Source organism: Leptolyngbya sp. Heron Island J (assembly GCF_000482245.1).
Lineage (GTDB): Bacteria > Cyanobacteriota > Cyanobacteriia > Phormidesmidales > Phormidesmidaceae > Leptothoe.
The window spans coordinates 1-26,703 of sequence record NZ_AWNH01000057.1 but is presented as its reverse complement, the minus strand read 5'-3'; the positions used below and the strand labels follow the sequence as shown (position 1 = coordinate 26,703).

Here is a 26,703-nt window from a genome sequence, read left to right as displayed (position 1 = left end):
AGTTTCAGTTAAAAAAAATATCCGTGTTCAAAAGGATCAATGACCGTTCTGAACATGGATAAAATCTAAGCTAATTTGCCACCAATCCAGCCGATTGTGAGTGCTACACTTTCAGGCTCTGCTCAATTTGACGTAGTTTGAGACGAGCGAGACCTAAATTGGATTTTTCTCGTTCCATCACCATATAGAAGAAAACACCTTCAAGGGTTTCACAAATACGGATTAAATGATACTGATCCTGTAAAGTGATGAGTATGTCTTCAATAGGAGATGTTATTCCTAGGCCCTCACGGGCTCTATTTTTAGCTTTAATTACTTCAGAGTTGAGAGCAATTGCTTGCTCCAACTTCAGGGTAGAGAAAGCGTTTTCATCTTTACTAACCTGGCCTAGGGAAAATCCTGTAGACCAATCTCCGAGAGCGGCACCAATAGTACCATCAATAGACAGAGAACTTTGAATAGACTCTTTAATGTTATCCATATTGGACCAACAACCTCAGTAAAAACAGCAGCGTTGTCACACAAAACAAACACGCTTGACAAGCTAAGATGCCCAAAAGCGTCTCTGGTATTGATCTGTGGAAGCTAAAGAAATAATAATGACAGCGCATCATCAGATTAAAATCCAGGTATCTCCACTAAAATCAGTGTGAGCTGTTTAAATCCCCTTTAGTAGGGTTGAATTTTTTTGCCTGCAGACGTTTACTTTTATATTCCAACAACTTTCTGGCCTAGTCGATTACCAGCCTCTAGCAATGAAAACTGGTCTGGTTTTGGACTCGGGATTTATACTTGGACTGTACAAACATATCTAAGGCTGCAGGAAGCGGGGTTTGCCTGTCGGCTAATTGACCAACTGCCCGAAGCAGGTATTGTTCTGTTTCATGCCAACGCTACTCGTGGAGCAGATATTCAACCAGGTCCTAGGCGATTGCTAATTTGCTTAAAAGCAGAAGCGCCCCTATGTGCTCAGGCACAGCTCCATGTGGTACAAAATCCCTGTGAAGCGTCCAGGTGGCTGGGCTGTCACTTTATACCCCACTGGCCTCAACCGGGACTACGGCCTCGTTTACCTGAGCAGCGGTTTGAAACTGTCGCGTTTCTAGGACATCGCAACAGCTTGGCTGATGAGCTGATGACACCGGCCTGGGAGAACCAGCTACAGCAGATGGGCTTGCGGTGGCTGCCTGTGGTCAATACTAATCGTTGGGATAGTTACCAAACTATTGACACGCGTTGGCATAATTATCAACACATTGATGCTGTTGTTGCTGTACGTCAGTTTAATTTGCGACGTCCCGGCTATCGTAGTAAACCAGCTACTAAACTTTATAATGCTTGGCTAGCTGGGGTGCCAGCTATACTCGGTCGAGAGCTGGCCTATCGCGCTGAAGGTAATGTCAACCTGGATTATTTAGAAGCGAACTCTACAGCAGAGTTGCTGACCCATCTAGAGCAGCTTCAGCAGGATCGTGTGTTTCGGGCTAGGCTGATTAAAAGAGGTCAAATTCGGTCGATTCACTATGCTCCAGAGGTAATTACACAACGATGGCAACAGTTTTTGTGTGATGTGGTGATTCCTGCTTATCAGGCTTGGTGCGAGGGGACTCAGTGGCAACATCAGCGGAGCTATGGACGGGCCAGGATGCTTAATTATTGCGATCGCATTACCCGTCGCTTCAATATCTAGCCAACAATATCATCTTAATGATTGATTTAATGTTACACCGGCTGTTGCGACCGATCAGACAAAAGGCAAAATACTGCGCTGGTATAGGTTTTCCATCAAACTAACCGGGGCTGGATGTAAGTACTTGTTGAGCAACTTAACAACTCTTTCCTCTTTGACAGGCTTACTAAAGAAGCCGGAGGCACCTACAAATCTGGTCCTAACTCGGTCAATGATGCCGTCATTGTTGGTAACAATGATAATCGGGGTGGATCGAAAAACTGAGGTCCGTCGAATCTGGGCACACATTTCATAGCCGTTAGTATCGGGCATCACCAGGTCTAGAAAAATTAGCTGAGGTTTGATTTCTAAAAGTAACGGCAGTGCCTTGAGTGGTTCGCTAATGTTGTTATAGCCATAGCCTGCACCTTCAACTATCGCCGCCATGGTCTGGCTATCCAACGGACTATCGTCAACGTAAACCACTCTGGCCTCCTGGGATTCGGTAGCGGTCGTCATCAATGCTGATGATCTCCTCAGCATGTGTGATGCCGCTTTATAGGAGAGCTGGTATTTTGGGAAAAGTATGGGATCTGGCTCAGTTGATACTGTTGAAACATCAGCTCCTCGATCAACAGCAATGGGTTCTGTGAGGGCTTTGATTTTCCCTAAAATCCCCTTAGGATCAATTGGTTTTAGTTCGCAGGCATTACAGCCAGACTCCAGGACTCTATTCCAATCTGCATCTGTAGCCGGTGCCGTGAGGGCAATAACCGGTATGTTCTGAGTCACTGTAGATGCTTTGAGAATTCTAATCACTTGCCAACCATCGATCACTGGCAAGTCCGTATCTACTAAAATCAGATCTGGCGACTCAGTAACCGCCAATAAAATCCCTTCGTCTCCACCTTCGGTGGCAAAAGCAATCTCATATCCATTCTGTGTTAGACAGTTCTGCAACAGATTACAGACAGAGCTATTGTCTTCTATTATTAAAATTTTCTTAGTCATGAGACCAGTTCAAAAGCTTATAAGTGTTTTGGCCTGAACGATTGTCGGTATCTAAACACTGGCGGATCTCTAGAGCTCCCCATTTTTTTGGAAAGCCTAAAAGTATTCTCCCAAAGGTTAAGGAGAACAGATTATATCCAGTTAGGCCAGTTCAAATATGTCCATTGAGGGCAGCTGGTCCGGATTGAATCTCCCTTTAAAGCATCCCTCACACAATCTCAATAACTGAAGTATCAACCAACAACATTGGGGCCAGTATTGTTGTTGATAAGCACCCAAAGTACTTTCTCTTTTTAACATAGTGGGAATTAAAGAATTGTTTTATCTGATACTGTAGGTAGTATGCTTGTTATTTTGAAACTTGAGAAAAAGTATTGTCAAAAAAGAACGTTTCCAGGTAACCATGGAGACAATGATGCCTGGATTTACCTGGATGATTTATGCAATCTCAAGTTAAAGCGTACTGTCTAATTCCCCCCTTTGAACATCTGAAGCTGCCTAAGCACCTACTGAAAAATTCGTTGTTGCTGATGCTCGATATGATTTCATCTGTAAAGTTTGGGCTAATTGCCCTGCTTTCAGATTGATTCATCCTTAATAAATCAGCAACAGCAAAGATTCAGTGCATTTACTGAGCCTATTACGCGATTATCAGCTAATACACTTCTTTTTAGGAAGGGTCAAAGATGAAAACTCTGTCATCATTTTAAGGTTCCCAGGTTTTTTCTAAGATCTTTCTTAGATTTCACTAGGTTATCCTGATGAGTCGTTGCCAGGCTTGAAAACTGGTCGATAGTACTTGGCAGCTCTTTAAGGTTTTATCGCTTTGTCACAGTGAAGACGGAGCTGAACCCAGGGCTCCTGTGGAAAGGTATCGCTCTAATCGTCACCGTTAGGGAGCATCGTTTTTAATAGAGTCAGATTAAACCTGAGATAGCCGTCGTTTGGATAATGGTCTTTGGCTAGAGCGAGCCAAGTATCGATATAGTTCGATAATGGCTGAGATACTTGTTGGCGATAGGCTGTTTGCAATGCTGTCAGCATGCGATCGCACAAAATATCATCCGTGCCAGGTCGTAACAGACAGTGGGTCTGCAACAGCTGAAAATGCTGAAGCGTTGGCTGGGCCTGGGCTAGTATCAGCTCCTGGATAATCGCCTCTACGAATTGATCCCTGACAAAAGCCATCACCATGGGCTGCAGTCCAAAGGATGGTTCGTCCGTAAGAAAATGCTGGGTGATGAGGGCGCGCTGCATCAGCGCCGAAAGAGCTGTAATTACTGCTGCTGGGTTAGGGTTGAGCAGATGGGTCTGGAGCCGACTCAGTGCAGTGGGTTCCTGCCAGATGGCTAGCCAAAAAAGCAGGCTTTTTTCCAGTGGACTCAGTGCTTTAAATTGTTGGGCTAAAAGCAGACGGATGGGTTCTGGCAGAATGACGGTTTCTTGGGCTAAAAAAGAGGCTAGTTGCCCCCCAAAAACAGTTTGAATGGTGGCTGCAACTAGCTTGAGGGCCAGGGGATTATAGCTATACATCCGGGCTAAGGATTTGAGCTGATGGGTAGGTCCCTGACATTGGCAGGCGCGTAACAGTGCTGCCCCCGCCGCTGCAGATAGCCCCGAGAGCGACAGATGCTGCGTTTGGTTTAAGGTTTGAAACTGCGATGGTAAAGGCTGACGACTAATAATCAGTAAACAGCTGTGATGACGAGAACGGGTCAGGCGATAGAGCATATCTAAATAGACGTTAGACGGCCCTATGTCTAAATCATCTAAGATAATCAACCAGCGCTTTTGCATGGTTTTAAGCAGCTGTCGTACTCCTTGATCGACGGTTTCTATGGGAGCATCCAGAAGGTCGGTCAATAGCGCCTCAAGGGATGCTGCTGTGTTGAGCGAACGCCAGATGATACCTGTAATCTCTGGCTGTAGTTGTTCTGCCAGGGCCAGGGCCAGGGTTGTTTTACCGCTGCCCCCCAGACCACTAATATTGATTAGCTTAGTGCCGCTGACTAACACCCAATGCTGCAGCTGTTGGAGTTCTTGTTCTCGTCCATAAAACTGTTCGATATCAGGGGCCTCGCCCCAATCGATCCGGGAGTCTGCTGTCGGTGCTGGAACAGCCTGAGGAGATAGCTCAGCAATGGTTTGCCAATCATCAAGACCAACGGCCTGACAGATGGCGATAAAGGCGTCTTGCTGAATGCGCTCACCGCGCCAGAAGCGTCGTAGGGTAGCTCTGGAGGTGTGGGCATCTTGCCACCAGCGGGCGGTGCTGGTTTTGGTCCAGCCACGGCGCTGGCGAGCCTGGTTTGCGATCGCTAACCCCTGCTCCGATGCCCTGACGGAATTCCCCATGACTGATTTCCTAACTTATCCTGGACTGGGTACCGGTGCGATGGGCATCCACGAGGGATGCTCCTACAGTAGTGTTTTTGGCCCAGCCTGTTGTCCATAGTACGTAAGGATTCCCTGGGTAGATGTTCACTACTGAGTCAATTGACTGAGCCCAAAACTGAGCACGTTTTGCTAACTGGCCCGCTTAATCTTAAGTCAGTTCACCTCCTGGAGGTCTCACCATGGTACAAACCCTAGCTCCTAAAACCACTGGCTTATATATAGATGACGCTGAACAACCACTGGCGTTTCCGCTTAAACATACAACTGTCAAGGCCCAGGTTAGCGGCAACATTTCCCGTGTAAACGTTACCCACAGCTTTGAAAATCCGTTTACTACTGCTCTAGAAGCAACCTACGTCTTTCCGTTGCCAGATGAAGCAGCTGTCGACACCATGACGATTCGCTTTGCTGATCGCACCATCCAAGGCCGTATTGAGAAGCGTGAAGAGGCCCAGACCATTTATGACCAAGCCAAAAAAGCTGGCAAAACTGCCGGACTGTTAGAGCAAGAACGGGCCAATATTTTCACCCAGTCCCTGGCTAATATTCCACCAGGGGAGCAGATTGAGGTCACAATCAGCTACAGTGACCAGCTGGCCTATAAGCAAGGGGCATATGAATTTGTCTTTCCCATGGTGGTGGGGCCACGCTACATCCCAGGCCACCCCATTGCTGAGCCTGCCACGCCCTCAGGAGCGGCACCTGAGCCCATGCCCTTGAACCAAGACACAGACCTGGTACCGGATGCCAGTCGTCTCAATGGGCCAATTTTGCCAGCGGGCATGCGGTCTGGCCATGATATTCAGGTAACCGTAGACCTTGAGACAGGCGTTGAGATCTCAAACCTGCAATCCCCATCCCATCAAATCAGCGTGGATACCCAGGATGCACTCACTCGTATTACCCTGGCTCCCAGGGATACATTGCCCAATAAAGACCTAGTCCTGCGCTATCAGGTTGCTGGCGATACCACCCAAACATCTCTCTTAACTCAGTCAGATCAGCGCGGTGGCCATTTTGCAGTTTATTTGATTCCGGCCATCAGCTACGACACCCAGCAATATATCCCAAAGGATATGGTGTTTTTGATCGATACCTCTGGCTCCCAATCAGGGGCACCGTTAGCTCAGTGTCAGGCATTGATGCGGCGCTTTATTCAAGGGCTGCACCCCCAGGACACCTTTAACATTGTCAACTTTGCCAATACCACCCAGCAGCTGGCAAAAGTCTCCCTAGAGAATACTCCCCGTAATTGCAAACAGGCCCTGAACTACATCAACCGTTTGCATGCCGGGGGTGGCACTGAAATGTTACGTGGTCTCAAAACAGTACTGAATCTCCCTCAGTTCAACCCAGAGCGCATTCGCAATATTGTCCTCTTAACCGATGGCTACATTGGTAATGAACCCCAGATTTTTGCTGAAGTACAGCGATCGCTAGGGCCATCGACCCGACTGCATAGCTTTGGGGCCGGTAGTTCGGTTAATCGCTTTTTGCTCAATCGAGTAGCTGAGTGTGGCCGTGGCATCAGCCATGTCGTTCGTCATGATGAACCGATTGACACGGTTGTTGATCAGTTCTTTGGCCAAATCAATAATCCAGTTTTGGGGAATCTCTCGCTCAATTGGCAAGGACCAGGGGAAGCTCCAATTCTTTACCCGATGGCTCCCCCGGATGTATTTGCAGAACAACCCCTGATCTTGTTTGGCCGTAAGACCGACAATCAGCCAGGAACGCTGCAAATCACTGGCATTGCCGCTAACGGTCAGCCCTTTGAACAATCCTTTGCTATGAGTTTTGAACCATCAGGCAATCCAGCTGTCGCTCAACTGTGGGGACGGGCGCGGATTAAGGAATTAATGAACCAAATGGTTAGCGGTGAGACCACCCGTGGAGTCAAAGCTGTTACGGATACGGCTTTAGCCTATCAGCTGCTTTCGCAATATACTGCGTTTGTTGCCGTTAGCGATGATGTCCGTGTAGAACAGCCCCATAACGCTGTCTCTGTGGATGTGCCTGTGCTGATGCCAGATGCTGTTAGCCATGCAGGCGTGTTTGGGGCAGTCGCTCCATCCACTAGGATGATGCCACGCAGACAAGTCTTGAAATCCATGGCATCGTCAGCCCCGACAGCCTCCATGCCGATGCCAGGCAGTCCTGCGAAGAAACAGGCCAGCCCACCTCCCCAGGTAAAAATAGAGCCGCTGGAGGACTTTGATGCAGCTCTGATCGTGCCGGATATGGAAACTACGGCCTTTGCCAGCAGGTCTGAACCTGTTTTACCGCAGGAGCTGCCTCAGCAAATTCAGATTGTCAAAGCAGAGGGGTTGGACAACGACGATCTCCAACAGCTTGCCCAACATTTACAAAGTCTGCAGCTGGTTGATCCTCAGGATGGATTGCTGGTGTTTGAGCTAGTGATTCAGCGGGGACGAGTCAGACGGGTAATGTTGGATGATCAGGCATCAGACTCACAAAACTCGGCTGTGGTTGCTCAGATTCGGCAGGCGTTGCTGACATGGCATTGTCCACAAACCCTAACAAATCCTCTAAGACTAGAAATGCGCATTCAGTCCTAGGAAAGTTAGCTATTTTGGGTTGGCTGCACAGTTGGAACGCTCGGCAGATTGCCACTGTTGTTCTTGAAAGATGAGGGCGGTGAGATGGGTGATGGAGATCAAGATGGCTGCGATCGCAAGCACATAGCTATGCAACATATACATATGCTGCAGGGTAAAGCTACTAATCCCACTCCCGCCAGATAATATATCCCGGAGCGTTGGCCCCACCCATGGCAGCGAACCCAAAATATTCAGCTCAATCTTCAATCGCCAAAATCCTGTCTGCTCCCAGGCCAGTACCACAGCTGTCCAACTTAGAGCCATCGCCGTCAGTGCCAAACCAATGCCACTAATCCAGGCCGTAAACCAGGATAGTAAAAACTCCCGTCCCAAAAACATGACAACAATTTGAATCAGGGCAAAGACGATGAGACCATCGCCAGCAACATTATGCAGACTGAGAATTAGGGCACCGTTGGCCACATTATTGACAATCATCTTTAGCGATGTGTATGCCCCCAATGCCGTTGGCTGATAATAAAAGGCCAGCATCACCCCCGTTAAGGCTGCAATGCCACACAGGGTAAGCTCTACCATGGCCAAAAGCGTTGCTACTCGCTGCAGAATGTAGCGATACTGCCCGCGGATAACCGGCTGCTCGCCCACTGTTTCCCCATCGACAGTCCGCCAAGCCCCTTGTTTATGGGCATAGCGCCGTAACCGACTCCAGAAAATTCCACTGGCAACATAGACCATAAAATAAAACAGCCGCCAGCGAAAAATCATCGTAGCTTGCCAGGCTGGGTAACGCTCTAGCAGTACGGACCGAGACGACATAATCGCCCGCAACCAATCTTGATATTTTTGCCAATCATCAGGAAAACGATTGATAAATTTCGCGACTTTACCCGCTAATTTGACGTCTTGATTATCCATGTCATACTCCCTTTGGCTCCGGTATCCACTGAGCCATAGCCTCTAACTGCTGTCGCTTTGTATCTAGCGCCTGCACCCCTATGCCTGTAATTCGGTAGTACTTCCGTCGGGCTCCCGTATGTTCTTCGGGCAGTTCATCCCCCCATTCAGATTTAACAAAGCCCTTTTTCTCCAACTTTTTCAGGTTGGGATACAGCGAGTTAAAGCCAATTTGCTTACCACCGCTATTTTCAATGGCTTCCATAATTTCTAGCCCATAGCGCCTGCGTAGCCGCAGCGCAGCCAAGATGATTTCTTGGTTAGGAGTCAGACTTAACTCTTGATCGCCCATGGCAGATGTGAAACAAGTTTTTATCTAAGTGTAATACCATTATCTAAATAATGGATATATGCCTATTATTTGGATTTTGAGCTCAAATAATTGTTCAGCTTCAGAAAACCCATGGAACCAGGGAAAAGTAAAGGATGTGCGTCACAGTGGTTGAAGCTTGTCGCTTGGCGGATATTTGTCCTGTATCCCATGAACATGTCAATTACAGAGCTGTCCGTAAACTGAACTTAGGACATTGTAGGTAAAGAAGGCAGACATACTGCCATCCCACCCTATAGCCGAATCAATATAGCGAATCAGCCCCCGATGCCCTGTGCATTGGGGGTTATTTATTGCAGAAGAGATGTGCAGTTGAGAAATTGTCGGGTTGTTAGGACAAGCCACCCTTCGCAGAGAGTGCCAAAACACTTTGTACAGAAAGCAATCCTATGTTCTTGCAAGGATGCCATTAAGCTTTTCTAAAACTTGAGTTTTAAAAGATTGTTGATCCAACTGTCTCCCTAAAAGCCTGACAACATTCAACCAGAGTCGCTATTAGAGCGAGAAAAAGCGAACTCACCCAGTTGATTGTTGACTGGCTGGCCATAGGAGACAGCCCTTTTTACATTGTCCGCAACTACATCGATCACGGTATGGTGATGGGTGTCATACAGCACCAAGAGACAAATCATTGCGGAATATCCCTTTTGCTGGTAATAAACCCTAACAATTTAATGGCAGAACAGATTTTGGATAATGCGATCGCACTATCCAAAATCCAGATATCATCAAGATCCCAGGGCCATTGTCAGATTGACTACAATGATGACTTGTTAATATTTGCTCACCATAAAAAGCACAATTTTCACCTACAGCTCTTTGAAGTTGTCATTGACAAACTTTAATCTGAATAAACTGTTGATGAAAACTCAATAAATATGAACTTTCCCGGATTGTTTCTGTCAAGGATGACTGCAACAGTGATGCTGTTGCATCACGAAACGCTTTAAAACGATGAGCTCTAAATTTTCTCCTAAATTTACAATCGCTACGGCATATCCTATGATGTTCTCCTCGGCAGATCTGAAGCATATTGAACTAGAAATGCTCAATGCCGTTTCAGCTGATTCAGCTCCCTGTCAATCACCTGAGCCATCGAAAAAAGTTTTCATAGATGCTATAGAAACTCCAACTGACTTGTACATTTGGGCTAGGAAAAATGAATCTCAGCTGCTCCAAATTTTGGGACAGTTAGAGCGACTCTGGCAAAATAGCTCGGAAGATGCTCCCCAAAAAGGCTATAAAAAACGAGAATAATCTAAATTTTTCAGTCGTTGATCAAAAGCGTCAATCGTCGATGAACTCTTGTTTATTTTGTCGTTCGGCTGTGAGTAATACTTGGGCAGTAGACTCCGGCAGCGCTTTTTCGTAGGAGTTGTCAAAGGTACGGGCAATGTCGGTTTTGGCATGCTCTCCAGGGACAGCAACGCGGATTAGCACGTCTGCACCTTTACGTTCAAAACCACGCACATTAGTTGGGCTGATATTGTGGTTGTTCATTATTGCGAACTTGTCGAATAATATAAAGGGAGAGTAACAGACTGGTAGTAGCAACAGCACCGGCGATAGCGAGAGCCCCAGCGACAGTGGCAGCACCGGCAACAGTGCTAGTGAAAGCCCCGGCGACAGCACCCACGCCCGCAGAAACGACAGTAAACGTACCAACGACAGCACCCACGCCCACGGCAGCACCCGCGACAGCAAAAGCACCCGGGACGGTGCTAAGAGCTTTCAGAGTGAATCCTTGATGGGCGATCGCAACAAGAATGATGATCGTAATGACTAGACCAATACTGCCTGAAACTAAGCTCTGGTGATTTTTGCTGTTCCTTCCATCCTGGCTCCCAGGCTCTGTCTAGCGAGCACATCCTGTGGCGCTGCCACTCTTTCGGAGGTAGAACCTCCCGGAAGCTTCTCAGCCAGAGGCTGGGCACCAGATAGTACTGTAGGGCTCGGCGTAGGCGCAGCGCTAATTATGGCTAGGTTCGAAAGACTTGGGTGATCTCTGCGTTCATCAGGGCAATTTGGGGATCGCTCTGAATCGCTTCAAAATATTTAGCCGCCAACGGTGTGGATGAATTTTCATTGGGCTTAAGCATCAGCCGTCCTTTTTCCAGGAAAATAGCTGCTTTTTCCTCGGGATCGTCGGGCTGTTCTTTGGCGCTGGTAAATTCATCAATCTGCACAATAAATTGAGAAATGGGCCGGAGCCAGCTGAAGGCATCGTCACTGATCACCAGCTGAAAGAATTCACCTTTGTTTTTAATTGGGCCATTGACTTGTTCGTAACGTACGCGTTCTGCCTCCAGGAGTAGTTTGTGGAGTTTGAGTAGATTGTTGCGGAAAAGCCGCAGGCGCTGCTGGTTGGTCTCGGACGAAGGGGCAGTCATAGGTAAAGCAAGTGGTCAGTGCTCTAATCACCTTATCGCGTTTACCTAGGTTGTATGGCAGCTGACATGACGGCTCAAGTCGCGATCTCAACCCGCAATAGCCAACAGGTTTTGCAACATCAGTCTTTCAGCGATTATCCGTAACTTAACCAACTGGGTCTGTCCAAAAACTAGGACATTTAATACAACTGGTTGAATTGACCGTTCATTACTTGCAACTGACGCTAGAATCATCCCTAGCGTTCTAGGCGGCTTCATGTTTACTCGTCCTTCTCGTATTGCAAATCGCAGTCGAACTCGCAAAACGGATAAACAGAAACAGACGGATCCACCGACAAAGCGGCAGCCTCAACGGCAGCCAGGGATGTATCGAGTTTGGTCAATGCTATCGATGGCTGTCTTAGGGGGTGGCCTGATGATGGCTTCAGTGGTGGGCTATGGTCTGTGGCGCACTGGCGATCAGTTTATGGATGGTGTGCAGATGATGTTCACACCGCAACCCCCAGAGGATAAGGTGGATGCACGTACCCTGATCGTTGAACAGGTGCAGGGGGCCAGCGAGCTCACCACCGCTATCTTTTCTATGGAGGCGGTCGTGCCTGCGGAAAGTAACCGCACCGTGGGTAACTACGTGATTGGTCAAACCAATTTGCTATATATCGCCCATGGCGAGGTCAGAGCGGGCATCGACCTGAGTGCAATCAGTGAAGATAATATTCAGGTCATTGCTGGGTCTGAGGAATTGCCACCCAGTCTGATTGTCACTTTGCCAGCCCCTAAAATTTTGGATAGCAAACTCGATGTGACACGTTCCAAAGTGTATGACTATGACCGTGGTTTTTTGAATTTAGGTCCAGATCGGGCTCCAGAATTGCAGACACTGGCTCAGCAAGAAGCACTGAATCAGATTCGTCAGGGAGCCTGTGATGAGGGTATTTTGGCCATGGCCAGTGAACGGGCTGAGGTCACAATGCGTCAGCTGATTGAACCCCTGGGCTATGAGAACCTGACCATACGAGTGGCTGACCCGGCAGGCTGTTCTTAACGTTTGCCATCTTTACTATCATTCGAAACTATCATTCGAAAACTAATCGAAAACCTACCCAACAATGATCGAGCTACATCAGTTTGAAGCATCTCATTACTGTGAAAAGGTCCGGCTGATTTTAGACTATAAACAGCTGCCGTATAACACTGTGGAAGTGGTCCCTGGTGTAGGTCAGATTGAGCTGTATCGGCTCTCAGGGCAGCGTCAGGTGCCGGTGCTTAAGGATGGGGCGATGGTGGTGGCGGATTCTACTGCGATCGCAACCTACCTGGATGAAACCTATCCTGAACGGCCTGTGCTCCCGGCTGACGGAGCCATGCGGGGTCTGTGTCTAATGTTAGAAGACTGGGCCGATGAATCCATTGGTCCCAATGCCCGCAAGGCTATGATTGGAGCCTTTAGCCAGCACCCTAGTTTTCGCACGGCGCTGCTGCCCGCTTCAACTCCCGATGTATTAAAAGGATTAGTCAGTGCTGTCCCCGGTGATTTACTCAATCTGCTTGGGACTGGTGTAGGGTTTGGCCCCGATGATATCAAAACTGCCACATTAATTCTACAAAGAGCCCTGACGTCTATCTGTGGGGTGTTAGCCGAGCGTCCCTATCTGGTGAGCGATCAGCCCACCCTGGCAGACTTTGCCATAGCCGGTATTTCCATGTACCTCAAGTTTCCAGCCCAGCGCTATGTTGATCTGCCTGAGGGCCTCTGCGGCAACGGCGTCCCTGGTCTGGCCGATGCTCCTGAATATGAATCCTTTTGGGTCTGGCGGGATCGGCTCTATGCCGACTACCGCCAAGTGCGCTCTGGGCCACCTAGGGAGTCGGGCAGTGGTCCAGTCAAAATTGGCATTGAGTAATAATCCAGCCCGCCCTATATGATGGAAAGCGCAGTTAGCGCAGCACCATGAGCCCCGTAGTTAATAAATTTGAATCACTACTTGGTGCCGATCAAGTAGTGTCCTGGACCAGCCTTGGCGATGCTCGCTTTGAGGCCAATGATGACCTAAGTATTCTTTTCCCAGAATCAATTGAGCAACTGTCAGCGTTGGTGCGCACCTGTTATGACCAGCGCTGGCGCATGCTTAGCTGTGGCCAGCGCACCAAATTCCACTGGGGCAATCAACGTCAGCTCACCAATATTGACGTGGTGATTAGCACTGCCCGCCTTAACCATGTGGTTGAGCACTGGGTCGATGACTTTACCATGCGGGTGGAAGCCGGTTTGGGACTGGTGGCGCTACAGAATCGGCTGCAGCCCCACAACCAATTTTGGCCCGTAGATCCGCTTTATGAACAACAGGCCACGGTGGGTGGCATTGTGGCCACTGCCGATGGGGGCTCGCTGCGTCAGCGCTATGGCAGCGTCCGCGATACGATCATCGGTGTGCAGTTTGTACGCTACGACGGTGAAGTGGTGAAAGCCGGTGGCCGGGTGGTAAAAAATGTGGCGGGCTATGACCTGATGAAGCTAATGACTGGAGCCTATGGTACCTTGGGCATTCTCAGCCAGCTGACGTTGAGGCTTTATCCAATTACGGCTCAGTCCCAAACGGTGGTGCTGTCGGGTCCCACTGAGGCCATTGCCAAAGCCGCGTTGCAGGTAAGGCTACGGGGTCTGACCGCCAGGGCGATGGATCTGATTGGTGGGGCGCAAGGCTTGCAGCTGACCGGACGATTTGAAGGTATTGCCGCTGGTGTGGAAGAACAGGTGGAGCGATTTCAGGCGATCGCAACTGAATCAGGTCTTACCTATGAGCTGGTAGACGATTCCCTGTGGTCAACCCTACCGCAGCAATTGGGTGAGGCTGACCAGGTCCTGTGCAAAGTGGGTATGCTGCCAACCCAGCTGGTCCCCTTGCTAGAGCGATTGGCCAAATTGCCTTCAGGCTGGCTAGCCCGGTTGCACAATAGTAGTGGTTTAGGGTTGATTGCTCTACCAGCGGACGGCACGGTGGATATGGTTAAGAGTCTGGAAATGTTGCGATCGCACTGCAATTCACATAAAGGCTTCCTGACAATTCTGCAGGCTCCTCAATCACTGCCCCTAGAACCTTGGGGTTACACTGGTAACGCACTGACGATGATGAACGCCATTAAACAGCAGTTTGATCCCCATGGCCTTTTAAACCCAGGCCGATTTGTCGGCGGACTTTAACAAAACCTGCCACAAATTTTGAGTTTTAGGGCGAAAACCTGTATGTTTAAGTCCCCATACGCAGTATTACTCCGAGAAACTCAAAATCCAAACTCTAGCACTCATACCTTTATGAGCCCGTTCCCGCATAGAATAGTCAGGTCTTCCGCTCTTTCTAAATATTTGTGAAATTATTCGTATACCATACCCCTGAAGAAACACCGACTGATGATTTGCCCACATGTGCGATCGCCATTGATGTTCTTAGGGCTACCACAACCATGGCAGCGGCATTTGCAGCAGGTGCTGAGGCCATAGAAGTTTTTAGTGACTTAGACAAACTAGTACAAGCCAGCCAACACTGGCCCTCCGAAAAGCGTATTCTGGCCGGAGAACGGGGTGGTCAGCGAGTGGATGGATTTGACCTTGGCAATTCCCCTCGCGATCATGATCCTGAGCATACCGCTGGTCGGCGCTTATTTATGAGCACTACTAACGGCACTCGCTGTTTGCAACGAATTCAAGCAGCGCCCTTAGTGATGACGGCGGCTCTGACCACTCGTCAAGCCGTGGTCGATAAACTGATCGCTAAACAGCCCGAGTCTGTCTGGCTAGTCGGCTCTGGTTGGGAAGGCACCTACTCTTTAGAAGACACCGTCTGTGCTGGTGCCATTATTCATGCTCTCATGGCCCAAACCGGTCAGAGTTTTGTGGATTGTACCGGCAATGATTCTGCCATTGCGGCTGTGGGTCTATACGAGCAATGGAAAGACCGCATGCTTGATTTAATGCATGTGGCTAGCCACGGTCAACGACTGCTGCGCCTAAACAACACCGGTGATTTGGAATACTGTGCTCAGATAGATGTGGCCACCATCGTACCGGAACAGGAAAGTCCAGGGGTTTTGGTCAATCGATAGTGTAGTTATGACTGTGGCCTTTTACATGGTCACCCGCTCTCCCAAGGTCACTGCCCGCTCTAGTGCTGCAGCTATCTGTAGTGCATATAAGCTCTCCTCTGGCTGCACGTACAGCGGTTTGCCCGTGACTAAATGATCCACAACCCAGAGCGTATCTTTTTGAAAGAGACCCTGACGCGGTTCTGCCTCTATTGTTTGTTCTCCCGCCGCTGTCACCAGGCACCCTTGATTCCCATTAAACGTTAAACAGCCCTGGTCGCCTCTGATTTCTATGCAGCGACTGCGCTGCCATAGACCTTCACCTTTACCATAGGTCAGTTCGGCCAAAACCCCATTACAAAATTGTAGCTGGGCGCTGTACAGACATCGCCGAAAGCGCTCTGAATTTAGCGGCGCTATCATCCCCTGACAGGTAACATGAGCCACTGGACCCAACAGATCTGTTAAGCGCTGAATGCGCGATAGAGCCGCCATTAGGGGAAACCCTAACAACTTTTGATGATAGCTCCACTTGTCAGGTGCTGGCTGCTGGGGCGCAAAGGTGCGGTAGTTCACATAGTGGGGCTTGCCGATGGCTGCCATGTGGTGTTTCATGGCCAGATGCAACCCGCCAAGCAGTTCAATATGCTCGACATGCAACATTCGTTGACGGTCGCGGGCCAAGGAGACTAACTGGGGCGCCTGCTCCACATTCAGTGCCAAAGGATATTCGACAACAACATGTTTATTGTGCTCTAAGGCCTGCTGCACCAGAGTTCCATGGTCTGCATTGACCGTACAGATCACGATCAAGTCTAGCTGTGGATGCCCCCAAAGCTCATTGCTGCTGTTGAGGGCCGTGATCTGATGCTGTTGTCCAAACCGTTGCGCCCGCTCAAGACTGCGGCTGACCACAGCAACTAACTCAACTTGTGGAATTTCCCGTAACGCTTCAACGCGTTTGCGAGCTGCAAAACCAGTACCGATGATGGCTGTGTAAATAGTCATTGGAGTTAGCCGTTTGGGGAACGAAGTCTTGGGAGGAGACAGGTCACCATTTCAACAGGTTGACCTATATTTGACAACATTAATTAGACTACAAAGACCGTCATAATATGCTTACCCTTGGTAGTAAAAGAAACCTGGACTAAATTGAAAATAACTATCAATAATGTCCAGGTAAAATGGGATATAAGTTTTTTTAATGAAAAGATTAATTAATGATAACTAGTTTGGGGTGTATCCAGACAATTACTAAAATAGCTAAGCCTCTGAAGTGCTTGTATGGAGAGGGTTTTCCTGGGATTTGAAAATTTTCTAGTGGGTAGATCCATAAGTAAAACCATAACAAAAGCTTCAGTTTGATTACGAATACCATTCAGCCATACCTGAGAAAAGTAGCGCAGCATTCTGGTTTTCTCGTAGTATCAGAACTGATGTTGATCTAATAGATTCCTAAGCAAATACTTCTATGGGAACTATTGAGAGCAAACAGAGTTACAATCACTGCAATAGTAGAGGATACTGGCATGGCAACCTATAAGGTTACTCTGATTAATGAAGCTGAAGGTCTGAACACCACTATCGACGTAGCTGACGACGAGTATATTCTTGATGCTGCTGAAGAGCAGGGTATCGATCTTCCCTATTCCTGTCGTGCAGGTGCTTGCTCCACTTGTGCTGGCAAAATTGAGTCTGGCACTATCGACCAGTCTGACCAGTCCTTCTTGGATGATGACCAGATCGAAGCTGGTTATGTACTGACTTGTGTGGCTTACCCCACTTCCGATTGCACTGTTAAGACTCACCAAGAAGAAGAGCTTTACTAAGGTTTTGCTCAGTTGACTGATTGGTGACTTTAACGTCGCATTAGAGTTTTAATCAGTTAAAAGCTCAGGTCTCTTACTTATAGTAAAGACCTGAGCTTTTATTGTTGTTAGGTAATCATCAAGAGACTTTGTTTTAATCGCTGGCTAAGGTAGTGAAAAGGCTGGTTCTGCTGTTGCCGAGGGTTCTGTCTCAACAGTCTCTGCAGGGGGTTCGGGATCAGTCCAAAACACAATGTCATTACTCAGGGGTAGCAGCTGGGTGTTGGGATAGTAAAACTGCAAAATGCGTTGATAGGGCCAACCGCTTTCGCCCAACCGGTAGGAGCCGGTTTGGCTCATGCCGACACCATGGCCAAAGCCACCTCCGACAAAGGTATACCCTTTGAGGACGGGCGCAGCTGGCTGCGTTGTGGGGCTAGGGGCTGCGTTGTCAGGGGCTGTGGGAGCGGTGTTAGCTGTAGTCTCCTGTGGGTCTTCAGGATCTGCAGAGTCTTCATATAGAGGCTCCAAATAGAAGAACTGGCTGCGGGGTGGAAGCAGAGCACTGACCACTTCGTTTTTATGCAGTTCAAAATCACCAATATCCGTATTTACCAGTAATGTCTGCACACGTCCTGCCTTGGCACGTTCGGTTACGGTTAGCCCAGTGACCCTGGTCAGACTGGCCATCGGATTCTGACGGTTGGTCAGATATTCCTTCACCCCGGCAGTAATTTCTTCTAAGGTGCCAGAGCGCTGCCAGCGGAAAGTTGGCCAGTCGTCTTCGTTAAAGCGGCCCTGCTGGTTGATAAATGCCCGAAAGTGATTTTCATCTGATAGGGGACGGGCGGCTAAATCCCAGGTAACGGCCAGGGAATCGAGCACTGGCTGCAGGTAAGGCCGGTCAGGGCCATTCCAAACGTCGCTAAAGCGAGCTGTGATGCCGCCTGTGGTGGATGAATAGAGGGCATCAATCAGTTCACCGTCATAGGTGAGTACCTGACCCTGGGTGGTTGCGATCGCACGATCCGCCCTGGGTACCGTACCGCTCAACCCGCGATACACCTGGCATTGCGTATCGGCACATAGTTCATAGTTATCAATGACAAACCGTCGCAGATTACGCAGAGCATAGGTTCTAGCCAGCACAGCCTGAGCTTCCACTGCCGTCTGGGGTGCACTGGGACCAATCTCATGGGGCACCACACCGCGCAGGTAAAGTTCTATCGGTACCTGATTGACCAGCGTATAGGTGCCATACGCATTAGGCTGGAGCTTAAAGTCTCCCCCAAACAGCTTTTTAGCCCCGCTATTCTCAGCAATCTGAACGCGACGATTGGCGCTGGTGATCCTAAAGACATGGCGATTGTAGCGGTAGCCATTGGCAATAAATGCCGCCTGAGGAGCTTCTGTCAGGACGCGACTATCAATAAAAGTGTTGGTATGTCCAGCCTCATGTAGGCTTTCCAGTAACAAGCGACGCAGCAGCGGCGTGTTGTAATCCTCACGCTTAGCCCATACTTGCCAGGAACTAGGTTGTGCCACTTCTGTCGCGATCCCTTTTGCCTGCCACTGGTTAGCACTTTCTTCTGCACTTTCAAAGCTGCGATGGCTGCTCAGTACCACCCATTCTTGCAAAATTGGCTGGGCAAGCGGTGCTGACCCCACCTCCAGGGTGAGCTCCTGGGTAGTCAGCGTCTGGGGTTCTCCACCTGTCTCAAAGTTCACTGTTAGTGTATCCCCGCTCAGTGGGGTCAGCACTAGCTCATCATTGTCTTCTTCACCAAACCGCTGAATTAACCCGATCTGAATTTCAGGATTAAGCGGTGTTTGAGCCAGGGTACTAGCGGGGATCACTGTCCATATCCCCAAAGCGATCACCATCGCCCGTGAACGCTTTATTATTCGCCAATCAGCCAAAAACATACGCGCATGTACAGTAACCCCTCAAACCATAGCCCAAACCTCAATCGACTGTGTGAGAAATTTGTAGAGGTTGCAAGTCGAAGTCGTTATGAGTATGATTAGGGGGTTCGTACAATACAGCCAAGCAACGTTTCAACATTTATAATTGCTGAGCTGCACTATAGTGTTTGACCAGATAGGTTGCTAAGTCATGTCCAAAACTAAGGTTTTATCCCATAGAAAGCTGTAGATTTGGATGTGGTTTAACCCCACCCCATTAGCAGGAGACACGTCATGTCCGCTTCAACTCTCCCCATTAATATTGGTATCAGTGATGATCAGCGCAAAGCGATCGCAGATGGGTTATCTCGTGCCCTGGCTGATACCTATACTCTCTATCTCAAGACTCACAATTTTCATTGGAATGTGACTGGTCCAATGTTTCAAACATTGCATCTGATGTTTGAAGGGCAATATAACGAACTGGCCCTGGCCGTGGATGCGATCGCAGAGCGCATCCGTGCCTTAGGATTTCCAGCCCCCGGCACCTACAGCGAATATGCCAAACTCAGCTCCATTAGTGAGACTGAAGGCGTCCCCACGGCAGAAGAGATGATTGCATTGTTGGTCGAAGGGCAAGAAGCTGTGGCTCGCACAGCCCGTGAGGTGTTTGCCGTAGCTGACGAGGCTAATGATGAACCCACCGCTGATCTGTTGACCCAGCGGCTGCAGATCCATGAGAAAAATGCCTGGATGCTCCGCAGTTTGTTGCAGTAGTAGCATCTGATATCCCAGGGCAGGACTTCGGCGTGAGACTTCGGCGTGAGCTCAGTCGAACGCACAAGTCCTGCCCCTAGGAGATTAGGCATAGAGAATCCTCACCCCAACTCAAGGGGTTACGTTGCCACACCTTCTAACGTCTCATCGGCAATATCATACAGATCCTGCAGTCTCTCCAGGGTTTCCTCCTCTGCTTGCCATATCCCTCGGCCATTCGCCTCGATCATGCGGCCAACAATATTCCGAAACGCTTCTGGGTTAGCCTGTCGTAGTCGATTAGCCATCGTCTCGTCCAAAGCGTAGGTTTGCGCTGCTTGATCGTATACCCAGTTATCCTGAAAGCCGGTGGTGCCGCCCCAGCCCACCAGAGCCGTCATCCGCTGAGAAATCTCATAGGCACCACCAGAACCCTGATCGGCCATGGCTTCTGCCCATTTGGGATTGAGCAGTTTGGTACGATACTCCATCCGCAGCACTTCTTCTAGCTTGCGGGGGGTGGTGTCCTGGGAAAAGCTTTCGACAAAACTGGCGGTAACGCGTTTACCCTGGCGTTGTTCGGCAGCTTGCTTGAGAGCACCAGTATTGGCGTAATATTCCTGAATATCGGTGAGACCATACTCCACCGAGTCAATCTGTTGGACAATGCGACCTGTGCTCTGCAGTAAGGTATTGAGTACCTCGGGACGGGCTTGTCCCTTATCGGCCCGACCGTAGCTAAAGGCGTTGCGATCGCGCCAGGTATCCCCCAGTTCATTCCCCGACTCCCAGTTAGAATCCACCACCCGGTCATTGACCAACGAACCATAATCTCCTGATGGATTCGAAAACAGCCGAGCAGAGACATTCTCTATCCCTTGAGTTTTGAGCACCAGGGCATGCTTGCGAATAAAATTCTGTTCTGGCGGTTCATCAGCTTCCGTCGCTCGCAAAAACAGATCGTCCAACAGCTCGATAATGTTGACAAAGCTATCTCGAAAAATCCCCGACAGGTTTCCTAGGATATCGATGCGCGGATGGTCCATTTGCTCCAGCGGAATTAACTCATAGCGCACAATCCGCCCCGTACCTTCTTTAACCGGTGCCGCTCCCACCAGCTCAAGTAAAATCCCTAGAGATTCTCCTTTAGTTTTAATCGCATCCAGCCCCCACAGCATTACCGCCACCGTTTCAGGGTATTCACCTGAGTCTTCTAGGTTTTGGGCGATTAGCTTGCGCCCGATTGCCCGTCCTCGCTCGTAAGCCGCAGGTGAAGGCATGCGATACGGGTCGAGCGCGTGAATATTGCGGCCTGTTGGTAACGCTCCTGGTCCATCCCGTAACAAGTCACCACCGGGGGCTGGGGGAATATATTCACCATTGAGTCCTCGCAACAGATTGGTTAGCTCGTCGGTGGTTTGGGTTAGCCCTCGACGAATAATCATGGCTTCTTCTAATAGCTCTGTGGTCAGCGGTTCGCTGGCTGGATAACGTTTAGCCAGCGTTTCAATCTGAGGAGTATCCGGTAGAGCATCAGCCGCAATTTGTTCTATCAGCTCAGGCGACAGTTGTTTGCCAAAATAAGCGGCAAGATAGCTGCTGAGATCTTCTATCTGAGGCTGTTGTCCTAGCACATGCAGACCGCTGGAGAACAGACGATTTTCCAATATCTGCAGATAGTCATAGACGGTGACAAAATACCTATCTAACACAGCATTGCTAAACAACCTGGCGTTTTCTGGCGTGAACTCTAAGCCTTGAGCCTTGAGTTCTGGTAACGGACAGTCTGTTGCTATGCCGGTATCAGTAATCTTGGTAAGGATTGCATCTTGCAACACTCGGTTGGCCTGGGGATCTTCTCGAAACTCAGCGATTAGCTCCCGCAGCGTGATCAGTTCCTTGTATAGACCGGCCCGCCCATAGGGGGGCACATTGTGAGAAACCAGCACTCCATAGCCTCGTCGTTTAGCCAAAATTGATTCCGATGGGTTGTTGGCAGCATATACATAGAGGTGAGGCAAGTTACCCAACAGAATGTCAGACCAGGAATAGCTGGTGTTGCCCAGGGGAGAACCTGGCAGCCACTCTACCGTGCCATGCATACCAAAGTGCAGTACCGCATCCGCCTGAAAATCTTGCTGCAGCCAAGTATAGAAGGCCGCATACTGCGGGTGAGGGGTTAAATCCCGCTCAAACATCAGCCGCATCGGGTCACCGGCCAGTCCCAACGGCGGTTGCACCCCAATCCATACATTCCCCAGCTGAATCCCGCCTACATGAAAGTCTTCGCCAACCGTCTTAATTCCACTTTTGGTTAAAGACTGCCACTGTTTTTCGATCTTGTTGGTCTTTAGATATCCTAACCAATTCTCTAAAGTTCTGACATTCACCGTTGCTGGCACCGACAGCTCGGGTAGATTCTCCGCTGTTTCTGCCCTCTTCACCATCCACTGGTTTTCATCATCTGCGGCTTTTACCCAGTCGATAATTGTCTCACCATCATTGGGTAATTCACCCACGTGATAACCATCAGTCTTGAGGGCCTCTAACAACGCCAGGAGAGATTTTGGTACGTTTAACAGAGCGGCTGTACCGATGGCTCCATAACCGGGGGGAAAGCCATAAAGAATGATGGCTAGCTTGCGATCGCGCCGTTCCTTTCGCCTTAGCTCAATCCACTGCTTGACCCGACCAGTTAGCCTGCGCACCCGCTCCGGCACCAGATAAATCTGATCGCCCACCAGACCGCCCAGCGGGATTGGATCAATTGCTCCGTCTAGTTCTGGCAGCGCATACAGTACCACGCTCTGCAGACCGCCAATGCCCTGCCGTGTCCACGAATGGATATCCTGAATTAGCAACGGTGCAGCTACAAAATAGGGGACATTCTTTGCCCCTAAAATCTTTTTGGCCACGGCTACCTGCCGACCGGCTTCCATGGAGCCCGCTGGGCCGCCCACTAGTGGAAAGCCGATGGTGGAGACAATTGCATCTACCTGTACGGCCTCTTTCGATAGAGAGGCACATTCCACATGGCCCAAGGCCCTCTGCGTCTGCTCATAGCTGGTGGTCATCAGGTCTCGCACCGCTACGTGGCCCTCGACTCCATTGATAAAAATGGGCACGGGCACCAGTCCGGCTTCCTCAAAGTAGCGAATCAGCTGTGGAATGTAGGCTTGCTTTGTAATGACATGTTTGCGATATAACAGAATGCCAACGCGGGGTTTGTTCTGACACTGTGAAAACGTTTGTTCGTACCAGGTGACATAAGCCTGAGGTGATTCGAAATACCCTTCGTAGTCTGGATGCAACAATCCGATATTAGGAGTCTCCATCACGGCTGGAATCTCTCCGACAGTCAGTCCCAGATATTTCTCTGCCAAGACCCACAGCATTGAGGCCACATTCTCAGTGCCGCCTGCATTCCAGTAGCCATAGATAATCAACCAGTTGCGTAGATCCTGGACCTTACGCGCCGGGATATATTTTAGGAGTTTGGGGCCGATTTTGAGAAAGCTGATATATCCGGCCAGCTTGTCTTCTTCTTTACCACTGCCAAACTTACTGAGGATAAACTGGACGGGTTTGGGCATGCCTTTGGGTTTCTCCCCAATGACAAACTTGCCTAGCTGAGTCAGGGCCATCAGTTCCAGGGCTGATTCGAACACCAGACGAATAGGAATTTTCTGGGCTCGTTCCCGCAGCCATAGGACCTGGTCGTAGTCAAAAATTAGGCTGGCGAAGAAGACGTCGGCTCCGTCTAGGGCTGCGGCGATCGCATTGGGCTGGGTAGTGAGGTCGCGATCGCAAAATACCCGAATGTCCAACTCAAGACAGCGCTTCTGGGCCAGATCCGCCGACTGCTGGTAGAGCTGTGTATTAAAAGCTTCGAACCCAGCAATTAAAACAATCCGTGGCATTCATTAGAACCTGTGGCAGCCCATTGATTTTAACGAATTTTAATGAGTCGGTTTGTGGGCAGCAGCCCTCATCCCTTAAGTTAGAGCTAGCTAAATGCTTGTCTGCTGATATTAGGCCGTTGCATAATCAGTATATTCCCGTATTTCAGGAGCCTGAAACCTAAGGACAATATCCGTCTTAGCGATACCTTTATTAACTAGTACCCGAGGCAGAAATTTAGCAGCTATTTCATCCACCCATCCACCCATCCACCTTTAATAGTGGGTAAACTACGCCACAGAATACTAGTTCGTGGACGACCCTGAATCTCTGTCATATTCTGCTGAATCCAGATTTTTCCTGCTTTGATATCTAAATGCAGGACGCAACCATAGACTCGTCGATGGCTATCCCAACCCATATTCATTAGTAATCATTGTTGTTTTAAAGGATTAAAAAAGACAGTAGAAAGAAAGAAACGAGCAATAACGTTCTTCCTACCGTCGGTTGAGAGAGGATATTAGACTACCTATTCATTGCAAGACAGGGATTTTAGACCGCAGTCAGTTGCTTTTCCAAATCGCTGCTGTACTCACCCTTACTGGCCAAGCTATTAAACTTAGCTCTTTCCAGCAAATGCTTCTGAGCCTCTTTCACATTCTCATCTTTGCCAGACCAATAATCTAGTGCTGGCTGCTGAATGGCACGAGCATAAGAGAACGTCACAGGCCAGGGCAGCTGATCGCCAAAGAGCTTGTTCATAGCATTCAAGTGGGCTGAAGACTGCTCTTTAGTTTGCCCACCAGATAGAAATGCAATACCTGCTACTGTGGCAGGAACATTCTTCAGCAAACAGCGGACTGTTGCTGCAGCTACCTGCTCAACAGTAGCCTGTTGAGCACAAGCTTTACCGGGAATGACCATGCTGGGCTTCAAGATCATCTGATTGTATGCAACACCTTGCGTATATAGCTGTGAAAAGACAGCATCTAAAGTCTCATCAGTTACCTGATAACAACGCTCCAGGGTATGGTCACCATCGATTAACACCTCGGGTTCTACAATGGGCACTAAACCACCTTCCTGGCATAGAGCAGCATAGCGGGCCAGCCCATGGGCATTCGCCTCAATACAAGCGCGACTAGGAATGCCCTCACCAATGGTAATAACAGCACGCCATTTAGCGAACCGGGCTCCCATCTGATAATACTCAGCAATACGATCTCGAAGACCATCTAGTCCCTCAGTCACCTTCTCGTTAGGGTGACCAGCCATATCCTTGGCACCTGTATCTACCTTAATACCTGGAATCATGCCTGCATCGGCAATGACCTTGAGAAAAGGAACACCTGCTTTGCTGGTTTGTCGAATGGTCTCATCATAAAGAATGGGACCGCTAACATAATCAGACAAGCCTGGAGTAGTTAAAATTAATTCCCGATAAGCCTGGCGTGAAGCCTCAGTGGTTGGAATACCTAAAACATCGAAGCGCTTGTTACAGGTACCATTACTTTCGTCCATCGCCAAAATCCCTTTTCCCTTCTGGATCATTGATTTGGCAGTCATTCTAAGCTCTTCAGCGTAAATTCCCATAGGTACCTTCTTAACAGTTTTTATGCAAAGCAACAGTAGAGACAGCTCAAGACCGACGTTTATTAAGCTTGATCCATACTGCACTATTGACATATAATCTCAATAAGCTACAGATGTCAACCATAACTCTCAAGTTAACTCTAAGCGATAAATCTTTTATGAATGCCAGTACTCAAGCCGCCTCAATTGGTGCAATGAGCAAAATTGCCAGTATTCCACTTCTCTTTCGTTCAGAATTTTCATCAGCAATTGTGGATTTTAGTCCTTGGACGATGGACGAACAAACTCAGCAAGAGTGTGATCCTAATTCTTTAGACTTTGCGTTTTCATTTCCAGGCTGGCATTCCTACTTGAGTTGTGGGTGCGTCTTGTTACAGGTCTGTTTTGTTAATAAGCTTTCAGAAAGAAACAATAGCTTTCATGGCATTGAAGCCTTTGGCCATGGACATCGAAAACAGTATTGGGGATTTTCTAGCATGACTGATTGGCAGTTTTATGGAGACTCCTTACCAACCGAAACTTGTCAACAACAGCTCAAGTATATTTTTAATCAAATTCATACACTATTTGGTTGCCCTGCTTCATTATCAAATTAATTGATTTTGTTGAGATGATTGAAAGACCAATTATTTCAACAAAAAAATAAATGTGCTGGTGGCAACATATTAAGGCGTAGAGATCTTCAAATATCTCTACGCCCTTTTTTCAAAATCGCCAAGGATTTTGGTATATATTAGACATTATTGGAAATAGTGAGAGTTGCCATCTGCAGTCCTGATCTGCTCTCTTTGCCTATCCGCTAGTGCTAACGTCGTAGCTCTAAACGGAAGTTGTGAAGCCCGCAAGCTGTTTCCATTACATCATCCACAAATCCCTCCACCCGATTACGGAATTTTTGCACCAAAATCTGACACCGTTTGATACCCCCAATATGATGTTCAACTTCCACCCGAAGACTCGATATGCCTCGATTGATCACTTTCTCGACCTCCGTTAATTCTCCATTCCGGGGCTTCTTCTTCGGTTGCACAATCGTCACTCCCTCGGGGTGATACCCTTGAAATCCCGTGTCTTGAAGTAACGTGCTCCCTTTTGGAAACTGGTAGTCTTCTTCATCGGCTATCTTCTTGTCTTGTTTCTTTCCTTCATAGGTCCCACTCAAGTAAACCACCTTGCCTTTACGCTCATTGATGATGACATTTGTGACACTATGAGTTTTCTTCTTGCCGCTATAGTATTCCTTCTGTTTATCCGGGTCCTTGGGACGGTTAATCCGACGTTCGGTCCCATCAATCATGAACTCTAGGCTGGGGCACTTTGATAGCAC

General features: G+C 48.7%; 26 protein-coding genes. 10 read left to right on the top strand and 16 right to left on the bottom strand.

Going from position 1 to position 26,703, the window contains the following annotated elements:
* Positions 1-103 precede the first annotated feature (103 nt).
* The gene (locus tag N836_RS55650) at positions 104-481 is read right to left on the bottom strand and encodes a hypothetical protein (RefSeq protein WP_023073525.1); all 378 of its coding nucleotides are present in this window, start codon (positions 479-481) and stop codon (positions 104-106) included.
* Between the two features lie 207 nt (positions 482-688).
* Here N836_RS55650 and N836_RS55645 point away from each other — a divergent pair, with 207 nt between their 5' ends.
* Complete coding sequence (locus N836_RS55645; RefSeq protein ID WP_023073524.1) at positions 689-1,690, top strand: hypothetical protein; 1,002 nt, start codon at positions 689-691, stop codon at positions 1,688-1,690.
* Between the two features lie 54 nt (positions 1,691-1,744).
* On the opposite strand, the gene N836_RS73450 is transcribed toward N836_RS55645, so the two are convergent.
* Positions 1,745-2,680 carry a response regulator transcription factor gene (locus tag N836_RS73450; RefSeq protein ID WP_023073523.1) on the bottom strand — a complete coding sequence of 312 codons (936 nt, stop codon included), beginning with the start codon at positions 2,678-2,680 and terminating at the stop codon, positions 1,745-1,747.
* An 879-nt stretch (positions 2,681-3,559) separates the two neighbouring features.
* On the bottom strand, positions 3,560-5,035 hold the full coding sequence (locus N836_RS55635; protein ID WP_023073521.1) for an AAA family ATPase: 1,476 nt from the start codon (positions 5,033-5,035) through the stop codon (positions 3,560-3,562).
* Between the two features lie 221 nt (positions 5,036-5,256).
* Between N836_RS55635 and N836_RS55630 the strand changes: the two genes are divergently transcribed.
* Positions 5,257-7,656 (top strand): VIT domain-containing protein, encoded by a 2,400-nt coding sequence (locus N836_RS55630; protein WP_023073520.1) that lies wholly within the window; start codon positions 5,257-5,259, stop codon positions 7,654-7,656.
* A gap of 9 nt (positions 7,657-7,665) precedes the next feature.
* Here N836_RS55630 and N836_RS55625 read toward each other — a convergent pair whose 3' ends face one another.
* The 3 genes from N836_RS55625 to N836_RS76580 all read right to left on the bottom strand — a co-directional run bounded on the left by N836_RS55625 (position 7,666) and on the right by N836_RS76580 (position 9,576).
* The gene (locus N836_RS55625) at positions 7,666-8,574 is read right to left on the bottom strand and encodes a cytochrome b N-terminal domain-containing protein (protein ID WP_023073519.1); all 909 of its coding nucleotides are present in this window, start codon (positions 8,572-8,574) and stop codon (positions 7,666-7,668) included.
* Between the two features lies 1 nt (position 8,575).
* The gene (locus N836_RS55620) at positions 8,576-8,905 is read right to left on the bottom strand and encodes a PadR family transcriptional regulator (RefSeq protein WP_023073518.1); all 330 of its coding nucleotides are present in this window, start codon (positions 8,903-8,905) and stop codon (positions 8,576-8,578) included.
* Between the two features lie 518 nt (positions 8,906-9,423).
* Positions 9,424-9,576 (bottom strand): hypothetical protein, encoded by a 153-nt coding sequence (locus N836_RS76580; protein ID WP_161634981.1) that lies wholly within the window; start codon positions 9,574-9,576, stop codon positions 9,424-9,426.
* A 370-nt stretch (positions 9,577-9,946) separates the two neighbouring features.
* On the opposite strand from N836_RS76580, the gene N836_RS55610 reads away from it, so the two are divergent.
* Positions 9,947-10,201, top strand: coding sequence for a hypothetical protein (locus N836_RS55610; RefSeq protein ID WP_152532168.1), 255 nt, complete (start codon positions 9,947-9,949; stop codon positions 10,199-10,201).
* Between the two features lie 30 nt (positions 10,202-10,231).
* On the opposite strand, the gene N836_RS55605 is transcribed toward N836_RS55610, so the two are convergent.
* The 3 genes from N836_RS55605 to N836_RS55595 all read right to left on the bottom strand — a co-directional run bounded on the left by N836_RS55605 (position 10,232) and on the right by N836_RS55595 (position 11,334).
* On the bottom strand, positions 10,232-10,444 hold the full coding sequence (locus N836_RS55605) for a hypothetical protein (protein WP_152532167.1): 213 nt from the start codon (positions 10,442-10,444) through the stop codon (positions 10,232-10,234).
* Positions 10,416-10,628, bottom strand: a complete 213-nt coding sequence (locus N836_RS55600) for a hypothetical protein (RefSeq protein WP_161634980.1) — start codon at positions 10,626-10,628, stop codon at positions 10,416-10,418. The genes N836_RS55605 and N836_RS55600 overlap by 29 nt, the downstream gene beginning before the upstream one ends.
* 295 nt (positions 10,629-10,923) lie before the next feature.
* Positions 10,924-11,334, bottom strand: a complete 411-nt coding sequence (locus tag N836_RS55595) for a hypothetical protein (protein WP_023073513.1) — start codon at positions 11,332-11,334, stop codon at positions 10,924-10,926.
* Positions 11,335-11,590: 256 nt separating this feature from the next.
* Between N836_RS55595 and N836_RS55590 the strand changes: the two genes are divergently transcribed.
* The 4 genes from N836_RS55590 to N836_RS55575 all read left to right on the top strand — a co-directional run bounded on the left by N836_RS55590 (position 11,591) and on the right by N836_RS55575 (position 15,435).
* Complete coding sequence (locus N836_RS55590; RefSeq protein ID WP_023073511.1) at positions 11,591-12,379, top strand: DUF4230 domain-containing protein; 789 nt, start codon at positions 11,591-11,593, stop codon at positions 12,377-12,379.
* Positions 12,380-12,443: 64 nt separating this feature from the next.
* On the top strand, positions 12,444-13,238 hold the full coding sequence (locus N836_RS55585; protein WP_023073510.1) for a glutathione S-transferase family protein: 795 nt from the start codon (positions 12,444-12,446) through the stop codon (positions 13,236-13,238).
* 47 nt (positions 13,239-13,285) lie between these two features.
* Positions 13,286-14,536 (top strand): FAD-binding oxidoreductase, encoded by a 1,251-nt coding sequence (locus N836_RS55580; protein WP_023073509.1) that lies wholly within the window; start codon positions 13,286-13,288, stop codon positions 14,534-14,536.
* A 164-nt stretch (positions 14,537-14,700) separates the two neighbouring features.
* Entirely contained in the window at positions 14,701-15,435 is a 735-nt protein-coding gene (locus N836_RS55575) for a 2-phosphosulfolactate phosphatase family protein (protein WP_023073508.1), read from the top strand.
* Between the two features lie 21 nt (positions 15,436-15,456).
* Here N836_RS55575 and N836_RS55570 read toward each other — a convergent pair whose 3' ends face one another.
* A complete protein-coding gene (locus tag N836_RS55570) occupies positions 15,457-16,422 on the bottom strand; it encodes a Gfo/Idh/MocA family protein (RefSeq protein WP_023073507.1) in 966 nt (321 codons plus the stop codon).
* 521 nt (positions 16,423-16,943) lie between these two features.
* Between N836_RS55570 and N836_RS55565 the strand changes: the two genes are divergently transcribed.
* On the top strand, positions 16,944-17,243 hold the full coding sequence (locus tag N836_RS55565; protein ID WP_023073506.1) for a ferredoxin: 300 nt from the start codon (positions 16,944-16,946) through the stop codon (positions 17,241-17,243).
* Positions 17,244-17,387: 144 nt separating this feature from the next.
* Here the strand turns inward: N836_RS55565 and N836_RS55560 are convergent, their stop codons facing one another.
* Complete coding sequence (locus N836_RS55560; RefSeq protein WP_023073505.1) at positions 17,388-19,106, bottom strand: SpoIID/LytB domain-containing protein; 1,719 nt, start codon at positions 19,104-19,106, stop codon at positions 17,388-17,390.
* Positions 19,107-19,421: 315 nt separating this feature from the next.
* Here N836_RS55560 and N836_RS55555 point away from each other — a divergent pair, with 315 nt between their 5' ends.
* Positions 19,422-19,904 (top strand): Dps family protein, encoded by a 483-nt coding sequence (locus N836_RS55555; protein ID WP_023073504.1) that lies wholly within the window; start codon positions 19,422-19,424, stop codon positions 19,902-19,904.
* 119 nt (positions 19,905-20,023) lie between these two features.
* Here N836_RS55555 and bchH read toward each other — a convergent pair whose 3' ends face one another.
* The 4 genes from bchH to N836_RS55540 form a co-directional block, all read right to left on the bottom strand.
* Complete coding sequence (gene bchH / locus N836_RS55550; RefSeq protein ID WP_023073503.1) at positions 20,024-23,803, bottom strand: magnesium chelatase subunit H; 3,780 nt, start codon at positions 23,801-23,803, stop codon at positions 20,024-20,026.
* Between the two features lie 111 nt (positions 23,804-23,914).
* On the bottom strand, positions 23,915-24,052 hold the full coding sequence (locus tag N836_RS77905) for an element excision factor XisI family protein (protein ID WP_081716890.1): 138 nt from the start codon (positions 24,050-24,052) through the stop codon (positions 23,915-23,917).
* Positions 24,028-24,204 carry an element excision factor XisI family protein gene (locus N836_RS78055; RefSeq protein WP_023073502.1) on the bottom strand — a complete coding sequence of 59 codons (177 nt, stop codon included), beginning with the start codon at positions 24,202-24,204 and terminating at the stop codon, positions 24,028-24,030. The genes N836_RS77905 and N836_RS78055 overlap by 25 nt, the downstream gene beginning before the upstream one ends.
* Positions 24,205-24,335: 131 nt before the next feature.
* The gene (locus N836_RS55540) at positions 24,336-25,349 is read right to left on the bottom strand and encodes a class I fructose-bisphosphate aldolase (protein WP_235071113.1); all 1,014 of its coding nucleotides are present in this window, start codon (positions 25,347-25,349) and stop codon (positions 24,336-24,338) included.
* Positions 25,350-25,534: 185 nt separating this feature from the next.
* Between N836_RS55540 and N836_RS55535 the strand changes: the two genes are divergently transcribed.
* Positions 25,535-25,972 carry a hypothetical protein gene (locus N836_RS55535; RefSeq protein WP_023073500.1) on the top strand — a complete coding sequence of 146 codons (438 nt, stop codon included), beginning with the start codon at positions 25,535-25,537 and terminating at the stop codon, positions 25,970-25,972.
* A gap of 209 nt (positions 25,973-26,181) precedes the next feature.
* Here N836_RS55535 and N836_RS0138390 read toward each other — a convergent pair.
* Positions 26,182-26,703 (bottom strand): HARBI1 family protein (locus tag N836_RS0138390; protein WP_023071891.1); only part of this gene is annotated, 522 nt, incomplete at its 5' end.